Source organism: Megasphaera elsdenii DSM 20460, assembly GCF_003010495.1.
GTDB lineage: Bacteria > Bacillota > Negativicutes > Veillonellales > Megasphaeraceae > Megasphaera > Megasphaera elsdenii.
Genome location: NZ_CP027570.1, coordinates 1920424 through 1942765 on the forward strand (window position 1 = coordinate 1920424; position 22342 = coordinate 1942765).

Here is a 22342-nt window from a genome sequence, read left to right on the forward strand (position 1 = left end):
TATACCAGCTTGGGGGAACAGGATATTTGTGCATGTTCAGGAGATCGATGCCCTTGGTGGCACAAGACAACGCCTGGACCGCGTTCCCTAATTTCCATTGAATCCATGCTTCTTGTTGATACGTACTGCCCACGAACGGGTAGTACGTATTTTTTTCCTCTTCAGACAGCTTATTACGGGAAATCCGGCACTCCTTCAGGGCTTCTTCGTATTTACCGGCTCGAGTCAGAAGGCGGGCATAGTCCAGATGGCCGCGGGCGGGGTTTTTATCCTGCTTGAGATAGTTACTCTTTCTGTCCCATCATATATTCATAGACGATGGCAAGACTATTCAAGAGAGTATCATTGGGATTTTTGCGGAGTCCCTGTACGGTGGTTGCATAGCCGGCCCCAGGGTTTCCATCCATCATATCATAGAGACTGCGGATCCCATAAGGAAGCGGACTGTTCGGCGCATGAACGGTCATTTGATCCAGATGGCTTTCTGTTCCAGCGTCATCGCCGTAGTACCAGGACAGGCCGGCAAGCGATAAATCCTGCCAGGCTGACTCAGGGAAGGATTGATTATATTCTTTTTGATAGAGAATGGACAGGAACAGTAACTATGACGACAGGGGAGCAAAGGCGTCATTTGAACGGAGCTCCTGGTCGCGGGCATGATGTTCTTTGACAATAGTATCCAGCCGCTTTTGCCTTTGAGCTGCATCGGGGGGAACGGGGGCTGTTATCGTATCCTGAAAGGCATCACGCACGTCTTTATCAGGCAGATCTTTATTCAGTCGGTACCGCAGGACGCCATTCTTGTCGATTAATAGCAACCGGGGCAGGGAATGGGTATATAGGTGGTAGTCTCCTGTAAGAACGGGAAAGGGGAAGGCTTCTTCTTTCAGCCAGTTTTCTATTTTGCTCGTCCTGCCAGTCTGTATGACAAAGAAGTTCATCTGTTCGTGATATGAAACATAGGCTTTTTTTGTGAAATCCGCATAAGCCGTATTGGCAGAACCGGGTATAGAAGATGCGATGAAAAGCGCTGCAGGTCTGTTTCCTGTTGTTACTGTTACGGGGTGTCCCGAATCTTTGCTGATAAATCCGGTAACAGGAACGGCTGTACCGGCCGACGCTTCCGAAACAGGAATCTGGATGGGGCGGGAGTTTTTAGCCGGCGTTGTTTTTTCCCGTTTCGTTAGAGAAGGAACGGTTTCTGTCTGCACGATTTCGTTTTTGTGCTGTATCGCCGCAGGTGCAACTGCAGCTGGTGTGTCGGCAGCCATGACCGTATACCCTGTCAGAAAAAGACCTGTCACGGCCAGTGCAATTTGACGTCGTAATAGTTTCATGGTTTAACCCTCCTGTCTGAGATATATTATAACTTCATTTTTGCATGCTCTGGTACGGGATGTCAATCCTTTGTCTGGAGACAATAGGGCGAAATGGCAGGAAGCCGGAAAAGATGTTATAATAAAATAACTTAGTTGCTGACCGACTAAGAAAAGCGACTAAGAAAGCGACCAAGATAGAGACCAAGTTAGCGATATAAACCATTTTTTCGTGGGTGCTCCGTAATGAAAATGTGAAAGGATGATTGAAATATGGAAATAGAGCACATTGCAATGTATGTTAATGATTTAGAAGCAGCAAGAGAATTTTTCATTAAATATTTTGGGGCTTCTTCAAATAATGGATACCATAATCCGAAAACGGATTTCAGGTCTTATTTCCTGACTTTTGAAAAAGGACCGAGACTTGAAATTATGAATAAGCCCGCGATGGAAGACCTGGAGAAGCCCCAGAATCGGACGGGATTGGTTCACATTGCTTTCCGGACAGGGAGTAAGGAAAACGTAGATACATTGACTGCCCGGATGAAGGCTGATGGTTATGAGGTCGTCAGCGGGCCGCGGACCACGGGTGATGGATATTATGAAAGCTGTGTTGTGGCTCTTGAAGGCAATCAGATAGAAATTACGGTATAGTTTGTAAGCGGAGAGTTACGCGATATTTATTTGTTCAAAAAGTGGTAAACCGCTGCTATACAAGATACAGAAAAAATCACTTGGTCGCTGACCGACTAAGATAACGACCAAGATAGCGACTAAGTTATAGAGACACGTGCATCGCCATCCCTGAATACGCCGAACAAGTCTGAATATAAGAAAAAACACCTGCTTCAAGGGTTTGATGCTACCCTTTGAAACAGGTGATTTTTATATAGAAATTTTTTTATTTGCAATTAGTCCTAGCAGTCTGCGAGAGGGACCAGAAGGTTTATTTTTTCCGGATTCCCAAGCTTCTATTGTCTTTTTTGAAACACCAAAGTATTGTGCAAATAATTTTTGTGTCAACCCTAACTGATTTCGTATGTCTCTTATTTCGTCACTTGAATATGTAGTTATTGGCTCAATGTCAATTTTTCTTTTATGTCTAGGAAGATGCTTGGTCTGGGTATCTAAAATAGCGTCATTCAGCGATTCAGATAACAAATCAAATGCTTTGCTCATGGAGAACACCTCGCTTATAAATTCGATTCCAAGATATCAATTTGCTTTTTCAAATGATTTCGTTCTTCTTTCGTTAAATTTTCTAACTCATTTCGCCGTAAATCTTCATCATTGAAACCTAACGCTGTCCAAGAACGTGTAAAAGGGCGTGTCTGAATAAATGTTCTTTTAATTTCCAATTTAGTACCTCCATCTATATTTTACCCTATTCAATAGGATGAATACAAGTGCTTTTTATGATAAAATAAGAAGGAAAGTGTAAAATAGTTTGTGTAAACAGGTTATTGGACAGGAAGCCTATATCCTGCTGTAATGGAGGGAAGCCTGGTCTAAAAATATGAAAGGGAAGGGTACGGCTATGATTGATGGAGAGCGCTTGAAAGATGTTTTAGTGCAGTATAAAAAAGATTTTGTACCGAAACATTGGCAGGATGAAAAGTATAAATGGGAAGCACTCAAATGGTTTCAAGACAACTGGAATATTAAGGCAACGGATTTTGCGGATATGCTCAACCGTTCGTTTTCCCAAACCTATAATCTGCTGGCATCGATGAATAATTTCCCGGCCAAGATGATTACTAGTTTTGCTGAGACCGCTCCAGAGGACGTACGCTCGATGTATAGCGATTTGTTTGATGAGAGCAAGGATATATATGAGCGAATCAATACCTTTAAACTGCAATCGGATTTTCTTCTCAAAAAATATGGAAAGGGAGCAGGACAGCATTATCAGTCTGAGAATGCCATCACGACCTATCTGTGTCTGCGTTATCCGGATAAATATTACATATACAAATACAGCGAAGTAAAGGCTGTATCAGATGAATTGGGCAGCGACTATACATTCAAGAAAGGCGCGTATGCAGATAATCTCAGAAATTTTTACTCTTTGTATAATGAAATCTGTGAGCATCTGAAGCAGGACGACGAACTCGTGAACTTATTCAAGAGCCAGCTGACGGATGCCTGTTATCCGGATCCATATCTGAAAACACTGACTTTTGATGTGGGTTTTTATATTTCCCGTGATTATTCAAAGCGTAGTGAAGCAGAATCTTCTGATGCTGAGTGGTATCCCTCGCCAGAAGAATATGCTCCGGGAATCACAACAGCCGAGTGGATTGATCTGCTTGAAGACAAAAGTGTTTTTACACAGAGCAGCCTTGAAATCATGAAAAGAATACAGGACTATGGCGGAGCTGCTACGTGTACGCAGCTTGCTGCAAAGTATGGAGAAAGTAAGAACTTTTATAATGCTGGTTCTGTGGGGCTGGCAAAACGAGTCGTTGAAAAGACGGGATGCCCTGTCATGCCGAAGAATGTTGACAATTCTCGATGGTGGCCCATTCTCTATATCGGCAGATATACAGCCAAAGATGAGAAGGGAAGTTACGTATGGAAGTTGCGCCGTGAATTAGCCGCTGCATTGAACCGGGTGGATTTGAGCGGCGTAGCTCTTTATGCCAAATCAAAAGGTGAGGGAGAACCCAAGTATTGGTGGCTGAACGCCAAACCAAAGATATGGAGCTTTTCTGACCTGCAAGTCGGTGAAGTACAAGACTATACACTTTATAATGCCAACGGCCATAAGCGGCGCATTTTCCAGAACTTCATAGATGCCAGAACGGGCGATCTTGTCATTGGCTATGAATCCAATCCGGTCAAGCAGGTTGTAGCGCTTGTAAAAGTCAGCGCGGCGAATGACGGTCAGAAAATATGTTTTGAAAAAACGGAGTCCCTGGAAAACCCGATTGATTATCAGACATTAAAGGAATGTCCGGAGTTGGCGAAAATGGAGTTCTTCAAAAATCCGAACGGCAGTTTTTTCAAATTGACCAAGAAAGAATATGAGTTCATCATGGACATCATTCGCGATGAAAATCCGCGGAACTCTCATGAGGAGAAGATTCCATCGTATACGAAGCAAGACTTCTTGTCGGAAGTCTATATGACTGACGAAATGTACGACCGACTGGTGGGCGTGCTCAGCAACAAGATGAATATCATTCTGCAAGGCGCACCGGGTGTAGGCAAGACCTTTGCTGCCAAGAGGCTGGCTTATTCTATGATGGGAGAGAAAGACGACAACCGGATTGAATTCGTGCAGTTTCATCAGAATTATTCTTATGAAGACTTCATGATGGGATACAAACCGTCTGGAAATGGTTTTGAATTGAGGCATGGTGTGTTCTACCGTTTCTGCCAGAAAGCGGCCAATGAGCCGGATAAAAAATTCTTCTTCATCATTGATGAAATCAATCGGGGAAACCTGAGCAAAATCTTCGGTGAGCTCCTGATGTTGATTGAAAAAGACTACCGTGGGACAAAGCTGACGCTGGCCTATAATGGTATGCCGTTTACGGTTCCCCAAAATCTTTATATTATTGGCATGATGAATACGGCTGACCGTAGCCTGGCCATGATAGATTATGCCTTGCGCCGCCGGTTCAGTTTCTTCGAGATGGAACCTGGATTTGAATCAAAAGGATTCAAAGATTATCAACAGGCACTGGGAAACGATACGTTCAATGGACTTGTGAATCAGGTCGTTAAGCTGAATGCAGAAATCAGTCATGATAAATCATTGGGGAAAGGCTTCTGTATCGGGCACAGCTACTTTTGTGGAAGAACCAAGGAGAACTGCACCGATGAATGGATGAAGTCTGTCGTAGATTATGACATTCTGCCGATGCTTTCTGAATACTGGTTTGATGATGACAGCAACGTGCAGCGCTGGAAGAATTCCTTTAAGGAAGTATTTCAATGAGTAAGTATAAGCGCATCTTCATAAAGAACATCTACTATATGCTATCTTATGCCTTTACCACCTTGAAGCAATCTGTCTATGAGAATATCGAGAAGGAACCTTTCGATAACATTTATAATTTGTTTGCGGCAATTCTGGCAAAAGGAATCGGTCTTCATCTGAAACAGGGGTTGTATCGGGAATACATCAACTGTGTCGAGGATTTGACCGTCGTCCGCGGGAAAATCGACATGCCTGGTACTATCCGGAACAGGCTCCAGGCCCGGCTGGCCGTAACCTGTGATTATGATGAGCTGTCCGAGAATAACCTTTTGAACCAGATTCTGAAATCAACGGTTTTGCTGATCCTTAGGCAAAAGGATGTAGACGAAAAATACAAGGCAGAACTGAAAAAAGAAATGCTCTATTTTTCTGAAGTCGATGAAATAGAACTGTCCCAGATACGCTGGTCGGAGATTCGTTTGCAGAGAAATAACCGAACATACCAGTTGTTGCTCGCCATTTGTCAGCTCCTGGTTGAAAGTTCACTCATGACAACGGAAAACGGTGATTATCACTTAGCCAGTTTCATCGACGAGCAGCGAATGAGCCGGTTGTATGAAAAATTTATCCTGGAGTATTACGCACAGGAATTCGGACAGCGGATCAAGGGATTTTCGTCAAAAGCCCGGCAGATTCCCTGGCAGCTGGATGACGGCAACGATGCCCTGTTGCCAATTATGCAGACAGACATTACCCTTACGTATGGAATACAGACGCTCATCATTGATGCTAAGTACTACCAGCGGACGTTGCAGACAAACTTCAATGTACGGACGATTCATTCGGGAAATTTGTATCAAATTTTTACCTATGTGAAAAACAAAGAGGCAGAACTCAAAGGAACCGAGCATCGTGTTTCTGGAATGCTTCTCTATGCGAAAACCGATGAAAATCTCGTGCCGGACAATGTGTACCAGATGAGCGGTAACCAGATATCGGTGAAGACACTGGATTTGAATCAGGATTTTTCAGAGATTTCGAGGCAGTTAAACCAGATTGTGGCAGATCATTTCGGAGTTAACATATAGGGGAGCTGATCAGTCTAATATTCAAAGAAAGAAGCAAAAATGTATTAATTGTAGGGAGGTATTTGCAATGAATAAAAGCAAGATTTTGTTTGTCGTATGGATTATTGGTGTCATCCTGCTTCTCTTGGGCATGAAGTATGACATGAGAAATATATTTTCCTTGATTACAGGTATGATTATCGGGGGAGGAGCCGTCACCTTCCTCTATTTCAAAGCATGTCACGAAAAGACAACTGTCTGGATAAAAGTGTAGCAGCAATATCGCTACTACACTTTGGTCTAACTTATTGGGGGCACTACATAAAAAAGCGCTGTCTTCGTGCGACAGCGCTTTTTGATTACGAATGTTATTAACCTAATGTTTCGATAAAAGCCTTGACGACTTCCGGATCAAAGAGCAGGCCCGACGCGCTGAAGAGTTCGCGGACGGCCTGTTTTTTTGTCTTGGCCCAGAATTCAGCCGACGGATTGATGATCATGTCGTAGTAATCGGCGACGGCGATGATGCGGGCTCCCAAGGGGATGTTGGCGCCGCGCAGGTGTTTGGGGAAGCCCGATCCGTCCCAGTGTTCGTGGTGATAGCGGATATAAGGCACGATGTCCTGGCAGCAGGGGATGTTTTCCAGCATGTTGCCGCCGCCTGCGGCGTGGCGCTTGTACTGAGCCTTTTCCGAGCGGTTGAGGTAGGGCATCTTGGCCAGCAGGGTATTGGACACGAAAAGCAGGCCGACGTCATGCAGGAGGGCTGCATATTTGACCTGTTCGATTTCACTCTTGGGCAGCGTCAATTTGGCAGCGACGCTGACGCTATAGTTGGCGACCTGTAAGGAATGCATATACAAGCGCTGGCTCTTCAACTGTATGAAATTGAGCAATTCCGCTGTAATGGCGTCGAGGGACGTCATTTCTTCCCGGGCAATGCCCGCAGCTTGTTTCAGGGATACCATATACATGACCAACAAACCCTTTCGTCTGCAAACGTGTTACTTGTTCGTCGTCCGATGCGACCGGCGTACCTTCTGGGGATGACGGAGGATGTTGAACATCTTCACACTCGTCTTCTTGATACGGGCGCCGGTATTCTTCATGCGCCGTGCTGTAGTGATCTTGGACTTGCGTTTCGGGCGCATGTCGCGGATGGAGCCGAAATCGCCGCGGCGGATACTCGTCGCCTTGATGCGGTCTGAGCGCAGGTTTACTTTCAAGGCACTCATGATCTGGCTCGTCTTGAGATCGATATTAAAACTGTAGATGTCCACTGCCACGTAGGACAGGGTCGGATAGGCGTGAATACAAATATGGGCGTTGCCGGAAACGGCAATGCATGTCAGTTCGTCGTCGATATGGAAGAATGTAATCCCTTCGACAGGCGTGTCGACGAGGTCGAAAGCACGCTCTACCAAGGGCTGCAAGTCTTCGGCTTCCGTAAAGGTCGCTTTGCAGTTATAAAAATCGATGAGTACATGTTTTCCTAATGTGTTGTTCATAATCTCCACCCGTTACTTAGTTACAGCTTATTATATACTGTTTTCGGGCCGATGTAAACAGAAAAAAAGACCCGTTCCCGATGTTTTTTTTACATCAGGAACGAGTCCTTTGTGCGCCAGTCACTAGCCACTAGCTCATGCGGCATGGACACGCATGGGCGTGAAGGTGAAGTTGTTGCCATCGTAGCCGATGGTGACCGTATCGCCTTCGCGGATGGTACCGGCGATGATGTCGCGGCTCAGGGCCGTTTCGACGGTATGCGTGATCAGGCGGCGCAGCGGACGGGCACCGAACTGCGGGTCGAACCCTTTGTCTGCCAATTCCTGTAAGGCTTCGTCGGTCCAGGTGAGGTGGATCTTGACCTGTTTTTCCAGACGCTTGCCGAGGCGTTCCAAGAGGATAGCGGCGATGTTGCGTACCTGGTCTTTCTGGAGCGCTTTGAAGACGACGATGTCGTCAACACGGTTGAGAAATTCCGGACGGAAGTACTGTTTGAGCAGTTCGCGGACTTTCGCATTGGCTTCGTCGTAGTCCTTCGATTCGAGGATTTCGTGAGAGCCGAGGTTACTGGTCATGATGATGATGGTGTTCTTGAAGTTGACCACACGGCCTTTGCCATCGGTCAGGCGGCCATCGTCGAGAATCTGCAACAGGACGTTGAAGATATCCGGATGGGCCTTTTCGATTTCATCGAGGAGAATGACGCTGTACGGACGACGGCGGACGGCTTCCGTGAGCTGGCCCCCTTCATCATAGCCGACATATCCCGGAGGAGCCCCGATCAGACGGGATACGGTATGCTTTTCCATGTATTCCGACATATCGATGCGGATGATGTTACGTTCATCATCGAAGAGGGCTTCTGCCAAAGTCTTGGCCAGTTCGGTCTTGCCGACACCGGTCGGGCCGAGGAAGATGAAGGAACCGATCGGACGGTTCGGGTCTTTGATACCGGCACGGGCACGGATAATGGCATCGCTGACGACGCGGACGGCATCGTCCTGGCCGACGACCCGTTTATGCAACGTTTCGTCGAGGTGCAGGAGTTTTTCCCGTTCGCCGGTCATCATCTTAGTGACCGGGATGCCGGTCCAGCGGCTGACGACCTGAGCGATATCTTCTTCGCCGACTTCTTCTTTGAGGAGCTGCGAATCCTGGTGTTCCGCCAGGTAGGCTTCCTGTTCTTTCAACTGTTTCTGCAATTCCGGCAGTTTGCCGTACTTCAGTTCCGAAGCTTTGGCCAGATCGTAGTTGCGTTCGGCCTGGGCCATGTCACTCTTGACGGCGTCGATTTCTTTCTTCAAGCCCTGGGTGCGCAGGATGGACTGTTTTTCTTTATCCCACTGGGCTTTGAGCTTGCTTTCCTTTTCTTTCAATTCATTCTTCGTTTCCGTGATCTTAGCCAGCCGTTCTTTGGAAGCGTCGTCCGTTTCTTTGTTCAGGGACTGTTCTTCGATTTCCAGCTGCATGATCTTATGGCGCAGTTCGTCAATCGGCGTCGGCATGGATTCGATTTCCGTACGCAGTTTGGCTGCGGCTTCGTCGACGAGGTCGATGGCCTTATCCGGCAGGAAGCGGTCGGAAATGTAGCGGTCCGACAGGACAGCGGCAGCGACCAGGGCCTTATCACGGATGCGGACGCCATGATGGACTTCGTAACGTTCTTTCAGGCCACGGAGAATGGTGATTGTGTCTTCGACCGACGGCTGGTCAACCATGACCGGCTGGAAACGACGTTCCAAAGCGGCATCTTTTTCGATGTATTTCTGGTATTCATTGAGGGTCGTAGCGCCGATGCAGCGCAGGTCACCACGGGCCAGCATCGGTTTCAGGATGTTGCCGGCATCCATGGAGCCTTCCGAAGCGCCAGCGCCGACGACGGTGTGGATTTCATCGATGAAGAGAAGGATCTGGCCGTCGGATTTGGCGATTTCATTGAGGACCGATTTGAGTCGTTCTTCAAATTCGCCACGGTATTTGGCACCGGCGATGAGGGAGCCCATATCGAGGGAGTAGAGGGTCTTGTTTTTCAGCGATTCCGGAACGTCACCGCTGACGATACGGCGGGCCAACCCTTCGACGATAGCCGTCTTGCCGACACCAGGTTCACCGATGAGGACCGGGTTGTTCTTACGACGGCGGGACAGGATTTCGATGGTACGGCGGATTTCATCATCACGGCCGATGACCGGATCCAGTTTGTTCTGGCGGGCAGCGGCGGTCAGATCGCGGCCGTATTTTTCCAGGGCCTTGTAGTTTTCTTCCGGGTTATCACTGTTGACGTTAGCCTTGCGGTTAGCCTTGATGGTACTCATGATTTTGTCCTGCGTCAATCCGAATTCACGGCACAACTGCTGGACTTCGTCGTCGCTTTCGCTGACGATACCCATGAGGATGTGTTCCGTGCTGATGTATTCATCGTGCATAGAGTCTGCCAACTGCTGGGCTTTGCCGATGACACGGACCATTTCCGTCGACATGGACAACTGGCTGGAGCCCTTGACGGACGGAATCTTCTTCAGTAACTGTTCCAAGCGGGCCTGGAGCATGGGGACGTCGGTATGACATTCCGAGAAAATCGTGTTGAGCAGGCCTTCCGGTTCTTTTGTCAAGCCCATGAGCATATGGACCGATGAGAGTTCCTGGTTATAATGGAGCGCGGCGATCTGCTGGGCAGACTGGAAGGCTTCGATGACCTTTTGCGTATATTTTTCGTTTCCCATAATTAAGACCTCCTTACTTATGGTGGAAGTAATCATTCTTAGGAGCTTTCCTCAAGCTCTAGTATCATTATACCGTTAAAAGTCAAAAAGTCAATAGGTCAAAAGAAGAAAAGTCAAAAAATATATTTGACAAAGGAAGGGGCCTTTCGCTACACTTAATCTGTCAGGAAGGAGACGCACTTATGGATGAAAAAGAACGGAAAGCGTTTGAAGGCGACGCCTTTGCCCAATGCGCTATGGGCGACGATTATTTCTTTGAAGCTTTCGATGCCGATATAGAATATAAAGATGTTTTATATAAGAAGGCCCTGTACTGGTACCACCGGGCTGCCCAGAAAGGACACGCGGCCAGTCAGTATAACCTGGCCTATCAGTATGAACACGGACTGGGGACGGATACCGACATGGAACAGGCCGTGTACTGGTACCGCCGGGCGGCCAATCAGGGGTATGGCACGGCCGAAAACAACCTGGGCCATCTCTACGAAACGGGGAACGGCCTGCCCCAGGATTATGGACTGGCTTTGCACTGGTACGGCCGGGCTGCCCGCCATGATGACGCCGACGGCCAGTGCAATACGGCCATCATGTACCAGTTCGGCTATGCCGGCCCGCGGGATTATGACAAGGCCGCCTACTGGTATGCCCAGGCGGCCAAAAAGGGCAATGCCATTGCCCAGAACAACCTGGGATACCTTTACGAAACGGGCCGCGGTGTCCCGCAGGACTGGGAACTGGCAGCCCGCTGGTACTATGAAGCCGCCATGGCCGGAGACGGGCCGGCCCAGAATAATCTGGGCGTACTCTACCGCGACGGTCACGGCGTCCGCCACGACCTTTGCCAGGCCGTCTATTGGTTCGCCCAGTCGGCGGCTTCCGGGTACAAGGAAGGCATGAAGAATTATGCCCATGCCCTGGAAAAAGGCGAAGGCGTAGAAAAAGACACGGTCGAAGCGGCCTATTGGCGGCAGAAGGGAAAGAAATAGGAGTGATATTTTACTAGTCAACATTACAGAAATATAATATTGACTATCCAGGCTAAAAGGAGTATACTGAAGATATCAAAAACGAATTGTAAAATTCACAAAATTGCAGGGAAAGGGGCATGAAAATGGGAAACTATATTGGGCATACTAGCGAAGACGGACGACAGCAACTGCTGATAGACCATTTGAAAGGGACCAGCCTTTTGGCCGAACGATTTGCCAGTGTGTTTGATGCGCCCGAATGGGGAAGGATGGCTGGATTATATCATGACATCGGGAAATATAGTGCGGCTTTCCAGCGACGGATCCTGGAAGATGGGCCGCTGGTCGATCATTCTACAGCCGGTGCCTTGCTGATGAAGAAAGTAAAGAATGTTCCTTTGGCTTTCTGTATTGCCAGTCATCACAGTGGCCTCCTCAATACGGGAACGAAATTATCAAAAGTCGATGACGGTACCCTGATGGGGCGGCTGAAAAAAGAATTGAAGGGCAAACTGGACTATTCGGCTTATCGCCAGGAACTGCCTGAACCCGTACCGATTCGCAAGGCGCCGGCCTTTTTATACGGAAAAGACCAGTTCTATTATTCCTTCTTCATCCGCATGCTTTTTTCCTGTTTAGTCGATGCCGATTTTTTGGATACGGAGCGATTCGTAAACGATGGCAAAGTGCAGCGCGGCGGATTCGCGACGATGGAGGAACTTCACGATTTATTTTTCGCGTATTATGCAACTTTTGGAAAACCCACTACGCCTATCAATCAAAAACGGCAGGAAATTTATCAGCAATGTCTGGATGCGGCTGAAAAAGAGCCAGGTATGTTTAGTCTGACCGTTCCGACCGGTGGCGGTAAGACCTTGTCTTCCTTGGCTTTTGCCTTGAAACATGCTATAAAATACAAGAAACAGCGGATTATTTATATCATCCCCTATACTTCGATTATTGAACAGACTGCCGATATTTTCCGTAATATTCTAGGGGATGGTAACGTCATCGAACACCATATGAATGTCGATTACGATAAAGATTACGATAAAAATTACGACGATGACAAAAAGGAAGATGATGGCTTGAACCGCAAAAAGCTGGCGACTGAAAATTGGGATGCGCCCGTCATTGTGACGACAAATGTGCAGTTTTTTGAATCCCTCTTTGCGGCTAAGACCAGCCGGTGCCGCAAGGTACATAATATTGCCAATAGCGTCCTCATCTTTGATGAAGCACAGATGCTCCCTGAGCCTTATTTGCGGCCTTGCATCCGCAGCATGGGCGAATTGGTGGCTAATTATCGTTGTACGGCAGTATTGTGTACGGCAACGCAGCCGAGTTTGGAAACGTATTTTTCCCGGATCGGAGAAGACCTGAAAGTGCGGGAAATCTGTCCGGATACCCAAGACTTGTATGGATTTTTCAGGCGCGTCACTTATCGATTCATGGATGTAGATTCCCTGGAATCCTTGGCGGCGCAGCTGAAAGAGCATGAGCAGGTCCTGTGTGTCACTAATTCCAAGAAGGACGCTCGGGACTTGTATCAGATGATGGCGGGCGATGGATGTTATCATTTGTCGACCTTCATGTATCCGGCTCATCGGCGCCGTGTCTTAGCCATCATCCGTCAGCGCCTTCAGGAGGGCTTGCCCTGCCGGGTCATTTCGACCAGCTTGATCCAGGCTGGTGTCGATGTCGATTTCCCTGTCGTTTATCGTGAAATTGCGGGCCTGGATAGTATCATACAGACCGGCGGCCGCTGCAATCGGGAGGGGAAACAGCGGACAGAAGACAGCATCGTATCTATTTATGATTTGCCTAAACCTATGAACCGGATTCCGGCTTTCGTGCGGCGCCCTATCGAAATAACCCAGATGGTGGCGAAGGACCATGCCGACATAGCCAGTGCAGAGAGTATTAAAGCGTATTTCGACCAGCTCCATTATACGCTTGGCGAAGACCAGCTGGACAGTAAAGATGTGTTAAAACGATTAGAAGTGAATAAACCGGCCTTTACAGAGATTGCAAAAGATTTCAAACTGATAGAAGAAGACAGCCGGACCGTTTTTATTCCTATAGATGATGACCTGGACAACCAGAAAATCCTGGCACAATTGAGAAGCGGTGTTTGCAACCGGTCCATACTCCGTAAGGCGAATCAATATATGGTCGGCGTCTATGAGAATCAGTTCAGGAAACTAGAGGAAACGAATAAGCTGGAAGCGTTGGAGTTTGGATTGTATGTACTAACGGATCCGGCAGCATATGATCCGGATACGGGGCTCGTCGTCAATATGGAAGATGGAATAGGCATCTTTTTATAAATTAGGGAGATGATGATATGGCAATACGAGTAGAAGTTTGGGGAGATTATGCCTTATTCTCCCGGCCGGAAATGAAAACAGAACGCGTCAGTTATGATGTCATGACGCCGTCTGCGGCACGAGGCATCATTGAGGCGATTTATTGGCATCCCGGACTCAAATGGATTATTGATAAAATCTATGTCCTCAGTCCTATCCGGTTCACCAATATCCGCCGCAATGAAGTCAAGGCAAAGGCCAGCGCCAGAGCGGCCAAGCAGGCGATGACTAAGAAAAATGTGGACTTGTATTTGAGTACGAAAGAAGAAATCCAGCAGCGGGCTTCTATGGTACTGTGCAAGGTGCATTATGTCATCGAAGCGCATTTTGAACTGACCGATAAGGCCAATGCTTCTGACAATGCTGGAAAGTTCCAGGATATCATCCGCCGCCGCTTGAAGCGGGGACAATGTTATCATACGCCTTATTTTGGCTGCCGGGAATTTCCTGTCAATTTCCGGGAATACGAATTTGACAGTGTGCCGACAGCCTATGCCGGGGAAGATAAGGAATTAGGCTATATGCTGTATGACATGGATTATTCCGATTTACAGCACATACGGCCTATGTTCTTCAAAGCGACCTTACATAATGGGGTCCTGGATTTGCGGGATTGTGAGGTGCACTCATGATTTTACAATCGTTGGTAGCGTATTATGAAACCTTAGCCCGGCAGGGAGCTATTGCCAAGCCGGGGTGGGGGGACTATAAGATTTCCTATGCTGTCAATCTGAATCAGCAGGGCGAAGTCATCGGAATCCTATCCTTAGAAAAAGAAGTGATGCGGGGGAAAAAGACGGTATCCGTACCTACGGTCCATATGCTGCCGGAAGGCGTGAAAAAATCGTCGGGTATCCGGCCGCAGTTCCTGTGGGCCAATGCCGCTTATTGCCTGGGGCTGCCTAAAGACATGAAGACAGCGGATATGGCAGAAGATGCGGCAGCTAAATGGGAAAAAGAGAAAAAACGGAGTATAGCTTGTTTTGAAGCGATGAAAAAATATCATTTGGATATCTTAGAAGCTGTCCACACGCCGTCAGCAGAGGCATTGAAGCGGTTCTTTACGACGTGGAAGCCGGAAACAGCAGAAAATCATCCCGTGTTGAAACCCTATCTGGCCACCAACCTGTTGACAGCCAATGTAATGTATGCCGTCGAAGGTGTCTTTGTCAAAGATGATGAAACCATCAGGGCTGCCTGGGATGCCCATTATAATCAGCCATCTGCTGATGCTGTCGAAGGGCAGTGTTTGGTCACGGGGAAAATAGCTCCCATTGCCCGCATCCATCCCAATATCAAAGGCGTCCGCGGCGCTCAGTCCTCAGGAGCTTCCTTAGTATCTTTCAACGCAGATGCTTTTGAATCATACGGTCATTCAGGGGGGCAGTGCTATAATGCCCCTGTCAGCGAACATGCCGCTTTTGCCTATACGACGGCATTGAATCAGCTTATTGCCGATGAAAAGCACTGTAAGGTCATTGGCAATACGACCGTTGTCTATTGGGCAGCCGATGGGGAAGAAGCCTATCAGGATTTGCTTCATAGCGCCGTTTTTGAAGATGATGACACTATTGATGATGAGACACTTGATGCCTTGTTTTCTCACATCCAAAAAGGAATGCCCTTTGATTTTCAAGGAGTTCCCATCCATCCCGATACGCCTTTTTATATCTTAGGATTATCGCCAAATGCAGCCAGACTCTCAGTCCGTTTTTTCTTACAGGATACGTTCGGTCATTTTATCGACCACGTGCGCAAACATTATGAAAGACTGGAAATCGTTATGCCTCAGCAGTATCGGGCTTACTTGCCATTAGGGAGATTGTTGGGGGTAACAGTGAATCCTAAACGTAAGGACACGAAAGGAAAACCTGATAAAAAGTATGAGAAAGCATCCCCACTTCTGGCAGGTGCTGTGATGCGTAGCATCCTTTCTGATACGCCTTACCCGCAGGCTTTATACAATAGCGTCATGTTGAGAGTCAAAGCAGACCAGGATGATAAAGATAATTATATCTATAAAATTAGTGCCGAAAAAGCCGCCATCATCAAGGCTTGTTTATTGAAGAATTTTCCGAAAGGAGAGGAAGTAACTGTGGCATTGAATGAAGAAAGTACGAATACGGCCTATGTATTAGGCCGACTGTTCTCTGTATTGGAACAAATTCAGGAAAAAGCCCATGAAAAAGATAATGGACGCGGTAAGGTTCCCGACTCAGAAAAGAATCGGAAAGGAATAAATAGCACGATTAAGGATCGATTTTTTAATAGTGCGGCTGCGACCCCGGGATGGGTATTTCCAATTTTGTTGAAAATGGCCAACCACCATTTACGCAAATTGAATGACAGAAAGGGATTGAAAATTGAACTGGAAAAAATGGTCACAGAATTGGAAGGGAAAATCGAGATGAATGGCCAGCCTATTCCGGCGCGGATGAATTTGAACGATCAAGGCTTATTTATTTTAGGCTATTACCATCAGACCCAGAAACGGTATATGAAAAAGGAGGAAAAATAAGATGTCCGAACCCATTAAAAATCGCTATGAATTTACCATCCTGTTTGACGTAGAAAATGGCAATCCCAATGGAGATCCCGATGCCGGCAATATGCCGCGCGTAGACCCGGAAACCGGATACGGCCTGGTTACCGATGTCTGCTTGAAGCGTAAGATACGCAATTGCATTGAAACGATTTGCGAAGACCAGCCTGGCTATCGCATTTACGTCAAAGAAGGCGTTCCTTTGCAGCGCAGTGACAAAGAAGCGTTAACCTACGTGGGCATTGATGAAAAGACGGATATAAAAAAGATGAAAAAAGATGATCCGGAACTGGACCGTAAAATCTGTGACTTTATGTGCCAGAATTTCTTTGACATCCGTACCTTTGGCGCCGTCATGACGACCTTTGTCAAGAGTGCACTCAATTGCGGCCAAGTCCGCGGTCCCGTTCAGTTAGGCTTTGCCCGCAGCATTGATCCTATCGTACCACAGGAAGTCACCATTACCCGTGTCGCCATCACGACGGAAAAAGATGCGGAAAACAAGAACACCGAAATCGGCAGAAAATATATCATTCCCTATGCGTTATACCGCGTAGACGGCTATGTATCAGCCAACCTGGCACGGAAAGTGACCGGTTTCAGTGAAGACGATTTACAGTATTTATGGAAAGCCATCATTAATATGTTCGAATACGACCATTCCGCTGCCAGAGGGAATATGGCTGTGCGCGAACTCATCGTATTCAAACACGATAGTGAATTGGGAAATGCTCCAGCATATAAACTTTTTGATACTGTTCACGTCCAGAAAAAAGAAGGCGTCGTCGCGCCCAGAAACTATACGGACTATGACGTAACCGTAGATGAAAGCAAAATCCCGGAACACGTTACGTGTACCCGGATGATTTAAACGTAGGAAAGAGGGGGTGCGAAGCCGTATCACACATAAAATATATCAGAGCTTCGCACCCGGCTTGATTTCTATAAAAATAAGCAATACCCGGAGAATTGACTCAAAAATTGAACTGCTATTCAATCAGTTCGCAATATGATTGATGAGAGAGCAGATAGTGACTGAGCCAATTTGCAGGCTCGTCGCACCCTTCACGGGTGCGTGGATTGAAATTAAAGTTGTCTTGATTCTTAGTTTATCATGGATAGGGTCGCACCCTTCACGGGTGCGTGGATTGAAATTATACATCAGGAGGCTCTAAATTAAATGAAACGAGCGTCGCACCCTTCACGGGTGCGTGGATTGAAATCTGAATGGGACCTGGAAAAATGCGTCCAGTGTACGTCGCACCCTTCACGGGTGCGTGGATTGAAATAATGAAACCGATGAAACGGTCAACAAGAAGACCAAGTCGCACCCTTCACGGGTGCGTGGATTGAAATGGCATGGACACGCTGACGGCGGACGGACCGGCCAAGCGTCGCACCCTTCACGGGTGCGTGGATTGAAATAATGAAACCGATGAAACGGTCAACAAGAAGACCAAGTCGCACCCTTCACGGGTGCGTGGATTGAAATCCGGCAGAACATCTCCTGACCAACGACGATATGGAGTCGCACCCTTCACGGGTGCGTGGATTGAAATACCTTCCTCAGCAAGGAAGAAATCGACGCCCTGGCGTCGCACCCTTCACGGGTGCGTGGATTGAAATATCGGCTGGATCACGGGCATCGAAGGGGTCTACTTCCGTCGCACCCTTCACGGGTGCGTGGATTGAAATTTATAATTACAACGCAGAGGAGTAAGGTGACCACGTCGCACCCTTCACGGGTGCGTGGATTGAAATCTCATGGCTTGCGACAAGGCCCTCGTTGAACCGTCGTCGCACCCTTCACGGGTGCGTGGATTGAAATTTTGAGCCAGAAAGATTATGCGTCGGGACAAATGGGGTCGCACCCTTCACGGGTGCGTGGATTGAAATGGCTTATGCCTGTGCCCGCGGTGCTGACCGCATGAGCGTCGCACCCTTCACGGGTGCGTGGATTGAAATTGATCAAGGCCGCCGCGATTTGCAGGCCTGGTGGACGTCGCACCCTTCACGGGTGCGTGGATTGAAATATATAGAACATCCTGAAAGAGATACTTTGGTCATCGTCGCACCCTTCACGGGTGCGTGGATTGAAATGTGTATTAGTTAACGGTGCCGATGGCCGCATGGGCAGCGTCGCACCCTTCACGGGTGCGTGGATTGAAATCAGCAGCAGCTGGGCGTCTTGCAGGACCGGCCGGACGTCGCACCCTTCACGGGTGCGTGGATTGAAATCCGGAAGTCGTCTACTGTGCCGGCAAGACCGTCCGTCGCACCCTTCACGGGTGCGTGGATTGAAATATCATCATGGCGACAATCGGCGTCCTCGTCGTCCTCGTCGCACCCTTCACGGGTGCGTGGATTGAAATTCGCCTGCAGACTGAAGGACGGGGCCATCTGCGCCGGTCGCACCCTTCACGGGTGCGTGGATTGAAATTGCATGTGTCCCGGTGGCGTCGTCGTCGGGGCGGCTTGTCGCACCCTTCACGGGTGCGTGGATTGAAATTCGATTTCAATCATACGGGGATGAGCATCGTCGAAAGTCGCACCCTTCACGGGTGCGTGGATTGAAATGCATGATACGCTGGAAACGTATACGGCTGTCAGTGGTCGCACCCTTCACGGGTGCGTGGATTGAAATCAAGACAGGCGTCATCTTCAAGGCCGCTATCGATACGTCGCACCCTTCACGGGTGCGTGGATTGAAATATTTTCCTTGTGGACGGCTTCGGCTGTTTCCTGCGTCGCACCCTTCACGGGTGCGTGGATTGAAATAGTAAAAAAGAAATCCGGTCAAATTTTGTTTACGGGTCGCACCCTTCACGGGTGCGTGGATTGAAATCCGATGCCATCTGCTTCGTCTCGGAAAAGGGGCGGGGTCGCACCCTTCACGGGTGCGTGGATTGAAATTATATACGCGTAAAACGTATAACCAAAGCTATATCAGTCGCACCCTTCACGGGTGCGTGGATTGAAATCCAGAAGGCAGCCGCCGAAGGGAGGTCAGTCCAGTCGCACCCTTCACGGGTGCGTGGATTGAAATCTGTCGATGAATTGATCAAAACGTTGGAAAAGCTGTGTCGCACCCTTCACGGGTGCGTGGATTGAAATGACACGGCGCACGGATACGCCGGCCAGGTACATCTCGTCGCACCCTTCACGGGTGCGTGGATTGAAATTGGCCATCGCTCTGAGCCTGCTGTGCACCGGCCTGGGCGTCGCACCCTTCACGGGTGCGTGGATTGAAATATGCGACACCACAAGACGCCGGCAGTGGCACGGGAAGTCGCACCCTTCACGGGTGCGTGGATTGAAATGGTAATGTCGCAGCGCTGGTCAAGTACGCGCTTGAGTCGCACCCTTCACGGGTGCGTGGATTGAAATTTACAAAGAAGCGCTGAAAGACGCTCGTAAGCAAGTCGCACCCTTCACGGGTGCGTGGATTGAAATGTGGAATAGCTATTACGGTTTCCCCCAGCAGTCGTGGTCGCACCCTTCACGGGTGCGTGGATTGAAATTTGCGTGGCTTGACTACATGGACGAGGACGAAAAACGTCGCACCCTTCACGGGTGCGTGGATTGAAATGGACATACGGAGCCAATATTCGTCCTGGTGATTACTGCGTCGCACCCTTCACGGGTGCGTGGATTGAAATGAACGTCTCCGCAGGCTGAATGACCCGAAACTTACTGTCGCACCCTTCACGGGTGCGTGGATTGAAATCAGCTTAGCATAATGCCAATCGTCCAGCACGTGCTTGTCGCACCCTTCACGGGTGCGTGGATTGAAATAGAACGAAGTGCAAAACCCTGGCCGATTACATTAACGTCGCACCCTTCACGGGTGCGTGGATTGAAATGCTGTATCAACGAAGAACTGGATATCTTCCGCTGTCGTCGCACCCTTCACGGGTGCGTGGATTGAAATAACGCAAACTTCGAAATTAATTGCTTGAAGAAATACGTCGCACCCTTCACGGGTGCGTGGATTGAAATGTTTTTGCAATATACGTCGCTATCCCTCCTCGTCAGTCGCACCCTTCACGGGTGCGTGGATTGAAATGTGAGGTGGCTAGTCAATCCGCTGATTTTCCCGGCGCGTCGCACCCTTCACGGGTGCGTGGATTGAAATGTGGATTCAAAAAGCAACTAATATCGACACTAAGCGTCGCACCCTTCACGGGTGCGTGGATTGAAATACTTACATGGATATGATAAATACATTGATGAAGAAGCGTCGCACCCTTCACGGGTGCGTGGATTGAAATTTTGTAGCTTAAAATTATAGTCAACTAGAATAGAGGCGTCGCACCCTTCACGGGTGCGTGGATTGAAATTTCTATTATTATCTCTTTTATCTCTTTACTCTTATGCGTCGCACCCTTCACGGGTGCGTGGATTGAAATAAGTAGGATGCGGAACCGTTCGTCTGAGATTGTGGAGCGTCGCACCCTTCACGGGTGCGTGGATTGAAATCGCAGCAGGTTATCCGGCTGATTGTATCGCCGTCAGGTCGCACCCTTCACGGGTGCGTGGATTGAAATTTGTATCAAGATGAAAAGAAGGTGGACTAATTATGCGTCGCACCCTTCACGGGTGCGTGGATTGAAATATCGCCCCCATTTTGGATTGTCAGCTCATAAGTCAAAGTCGCACCCTTCACGGGTGCGTGGATTGAAATAATGAAGCTGTCTAAGAGCTGCTGGCCGGCCTTCTGTCGCACCCTTCACGGGTGCGTGGATTGAAATAAAATGCATCGCTCCTCAGGAACGTTCAGCGGGAAACGAGTCCGGCGCGGCCTGTACCGTTTCGCCGACGGCAGGATGGCTAATGCCGACATCAACGGCGCCGCCAACATACTCCGCAAAAGTAAGCAGAACCTCGATTTCGAGGGACTGTGTAAGGGGCTTTTGGACAGCCCTTTGAGAATAAGGCTATCCTGATTTCAGGAGGAAACTTAAACAGCAACCTTCTCAAGAATCTCTCGCTTCTATAAGCGGGAGAGGTTCAAAGGCAGTATTTCAAATCTTCAAATCCGATTCTGCATAGAGTGCCGCATAGCCAGCCAGGGCGATGCGGCCTTTTTCTATGTGGCAATAGAGTTCGCCGCCCCGTTTCGAGGCCTGGTAGGCGACGAGGTCGGTTTTGTCGAGTTTGGCTGCCATGACGGGGATGATGTGGCAATGGCCGCTGCCGCAGACCGGGTCTTCCGGGACGGCGAGTTTCGGCGCAAAGGACCGGCTGACCGTGTCGTATTTGCTGCCTTTGGCCGTGATGTTGCAGAGCAGGCCGTCGAGTTGCTTGATTTTGGCCATGTCAGGCTGGCAATGGATGACTTCTCCTTCGTCGGCCAGGACGCAGACCAGGTCGCGGGCGAGATAGGCTTCGACAGGGCGGACGCCCAGTGCTTCTTCCATGGCGTCTGTGACCGGGACAGGTTTCATGTCATAAGCCGGGAAATCCATGGAGAAGCGGTCGCCGTCACGGGTGACGATTAGTTCGCCGCTGAGGGTCTGGAAGACGTAGCGGCTGGCGTCGGGTTCGAAGAAATGGGAGAGGACATAAGCCGTGCCCAGGGTCGCATGGCCGCAGAGGTCGATTTCACCGCCCGGCGTGAACCAGCGCAGGTGCCAGTGATTGCCTTCTTTGACGGTAAAGGCCGTTTCGGATAAGCTGTTTTCCATGGCAATGTGCTGCATCAGTTCGTCAGGCAGCCAATGGTCCAGGACGCAGACGGCAGCCGGGTTTCCTTTGAATATTTCCTTAGTAAAAGCGTCGACAATGTAACATTTCATAGGACAGACCTCCTTTTTTAGTCATCATATCACAGCCTGACTGGACTGGCAATGAGGGACATGGTATAATTTTACTCAGAAAGATTTTACTCAGAAACTTTTTAGTCAAAATATTCTGA

At 48.6% G+C, this 22342-nt stretch carries 17 protein-coding genes and 1 CRISPR repeat array; of the genes, 9 read left to right on the forward strand and 8 right to left on the reverse strand.

What is annotated here, in order from left to right; translation table 11 throughout:
* Positions 1 to 284: 284 nt before the first annotated feature.
* Together C6362_RS12000 and C6362_RS09165 are read right to left on the reverse strand one after the other, a co-directional pair.
* Complete coding sequence (locus tag C6362_RS12000; protein WP_014016944.1) at positions 285 to 467, reverse strand: hypothetical protein; 183 nt, start codon at positions 465 to 467, stop codon at positions 285 to 287.
* Between the two features lie 135 nt (positions 468 to 602).
* Complete coding sequence (locus tag C6362_RS09165; RefSeq protein ID WP_014016943.1) at positions 603 to 1337, reverse strand: TlpA family protein disulfide reductase; 735 nt, start codon at positions 1335 to 1337, stop codon at positions 603 to 605.
* Between the two features lie 252 nt (positions 1338 to 1589).
* Between C6362_RS09165 and C6362_RS09170 the strand changes: the two genes are divergently transcribed.
* Positions 1590 to 1973, forward strand: coding sequence for a VOC family protein (locus C6362_RS09170; protein ID WP_014016942.1), 384 nt, complete (start codon positions 1590 to 1592; stop codon positions 1971 to 1973).
* 231 nt (positions 1974 to 2204) lie between these two features.
* Here C6362_RS09170 and C6362_RS09175 read toward each other — a convergent pair whose 3' ends face one another.
* On the reverse strand, positions 2205 to 2498 hold the full coding sequence (locus C6362_RS09175) for a helix-turn-helix domain-containing protein (RefSeq protein WP_027895258.1): 294 nt from the start codon (positions 2496 to 2498) through the stop codon (positions 2205 to 2207).
* A 14-nt stretch (positions 2499 to 2512) separates the two neighbouring features.
* Positions 2513 to 2677 (reverse strand): hypothetical protein, encoded by a 165-nt coding sequence (locus C6362_RS11830; protein WP_157868812.1) that lies wholly within the window; start codon positions 2675 to 2677, stop codon positions 2513 to 2515.
* A 179-nt stretch (positions 2678 to 2856) separates the two neighbouring features.
* Here C6362_RS11830 and C6362_RS12210 point away from each other — a divergent pair, with 179 nt between their 5' ends.
* The 3 genes from C6362_RS12210 to C6362_RS09190 all read left to right on the forward strand — a co-directional run bounded on the left by C6362_RS12210 (position 2857) and on the right by C6362_RS09190 (position 6588).
* On the forward strand, positions 2857 to 5265 hold the full coding sequence (locus C6362_RS12210; RefSeq protein WP_014016941.1) for an AAA family ATPase: 2409 nt from the start codon (positions 2857 to 2859) through the stop codon (positions 5263 to 5265).
* Positions 5262 to 6335, forward strand: a complete 1074-nt coding sequence (gene mcrC / locus C6362_RS09185; protein ID WP_014016940.1) for a 5-methylcytosine-specific restriction endonuclease system specificity protein McrC — start codon at positions 5262 to 5264, stop codon at positions 6333 to 6335. Before C6362_RS12210 ends, mcrC begins: the two co-directional genes overlap by 4 nt.
* Before the next feature lie 67 nt (positions 6336 to 6402).
* Positions 6403 to 6588 carry a hypothetical protein gene (locus C6362_RS09190; RefSeq protein WP_014016939.1) on the forward strand — a complete coding sequence of 62 codons (186 nt, stop codon included), beginning with the start codon at positions 6403 to 6405 and terminating at the stop codon, positions 6586 to 6588.
* 97 nt (positions 6589 to 6685) lie between these two features.
* Here C6362_RS09190 and C6362_RS09195 read toward each other — a convergent pair whose 3' ends face one another.
* From C6362_RS09195 to clpB, 3 genes are all read right to left on the reverse strand, one after another.
* On the reverse strand, positions 6686 to 7288 hold the full coding sequence (locus tag C6362_RS09195) for an HD-GYP domain-containing protein (RefSeq protein ID WP_014016938.1): 603 nt from the start codon (positions 7286 to 7288) through the stop codon (positions 6686 to 6688).
* 30 nt (positions 7289 to 7318) lie between these two features.
* The gene (locus C6362_RS09200) at positions 7319 to 7822 is read right to left on the reverse strand and encodes an S-adenosylmethionine decarboxylase family protein (protein ID WP_014016937.1); all 504 of its coding nucleotides are present in this window, start codon (positions 7820 to 7822) and stop codon (positions 7319 to 7321) included.
* A gap of 135 nt (positions 7823 to 7957) precedes the next feature.
* Entirely contained in the window at positions 7958 to 10546 is a 2589-nt protein-coding gene (clpB, locus tag C6362_RS09205) for an ATP-dependent chaperone ClpB (RefSeq protein ID WP_014016936.1), read from the reverse strand.
* 182 nt (positions 10547 to 10728) lie between these two features.
* Between clpB and C6362_RS09210 the strand changes: the two genes are divergently transcribed.
* The 5 genes from C6362_RS09210 (at position 10729) to cas7c (ending at position 17296) form a co-directional block, all read left to right on the forward strand.
* The gene (locus C6362_RS09210) at positions 10729 to 11532 is read left to right on the forward strand and encodes a tetratricopeptide repeat protein (protein WP_014016935.1); all 804 of its coding nucleotides are present in this window, start codon (positions 10729 to 10731) and stop codon (positions 11530 to 11532) included.
* Positions 11533 to 11657: 125 nt separating this feature from the next.
* Positions 11658 to 13844, forward strand: a complete 2187-nt coding sequence (gene cas3 / locus C6362_RS09215) for a CRISPR-associated helicase Cas3' (protein WP_232501468.1) — start codon at positions 11658 to 11660, stop codon at positions 13842 to 13844.
* Positions 13845 to 13861: 17 nt separating this feature from the next.
* Entirely contained in the window at positions 13862 to 14515 is a 654-nt protein-coding gene (gene cas5c, locus C6362_RS09220) for a type I-C CRISPR-associated protein Cas5c (RefSeq protein WP_014016933.1), read from the forward strand.
* A complete protein-coding gene (cas8c, locus tag C6362_RS09225; protein ID WP_014016932.1) occupies positions 14512 to 16401 on the forward strand; it encodes a type I-C CRISPR-associated protein Cas8c/Csd1 in 1890 nt (629 codons plus the stop codon). The genes cas5c and cas8c overlap by 4 nt, the downstream gene beginning before the upstream one ends.
* Before the next feature lies 1 nt (position 16402).
* Positions 16403 to 17296, forward strand: a complete 894-nt coding sequence (gene cas7c / locus C6362_RS09230) for a type I-C CRISPR-associated protein Cas7/Csd2 (protein WP_014016931.1) — start codon at positions 16403 to 16405, stop codon at positions 17294 to 17296.
* Between the two features lie 184 nt (positions 17297 to 17480).
* A CRISPR array of direct repeats spans positions 17481 to 21176; the repeat unit is 32 nt; unit sequence GTCGCACCCTTCACGGGTGCGTGGATTGAAAT.
* A gap of 273 nt (positions 21177 to 21449) precedes the next feature.
* Here the strand turns inward: cas7c and C6362_RS09240 are convergent.
* Positions 21450 to 22223, reverse strand: coding sequence for a PhzF family phenazine biosynthesis protein (locus C6362_RS09240; protein ID WP_014016930.1), 774 nt, complete (start codon positions 22221 to 22223; stop codon positions 21450 to 21452).
* Between the last annotated feature and the right edge of the window lie 119 nt (positions 22224 to 22342).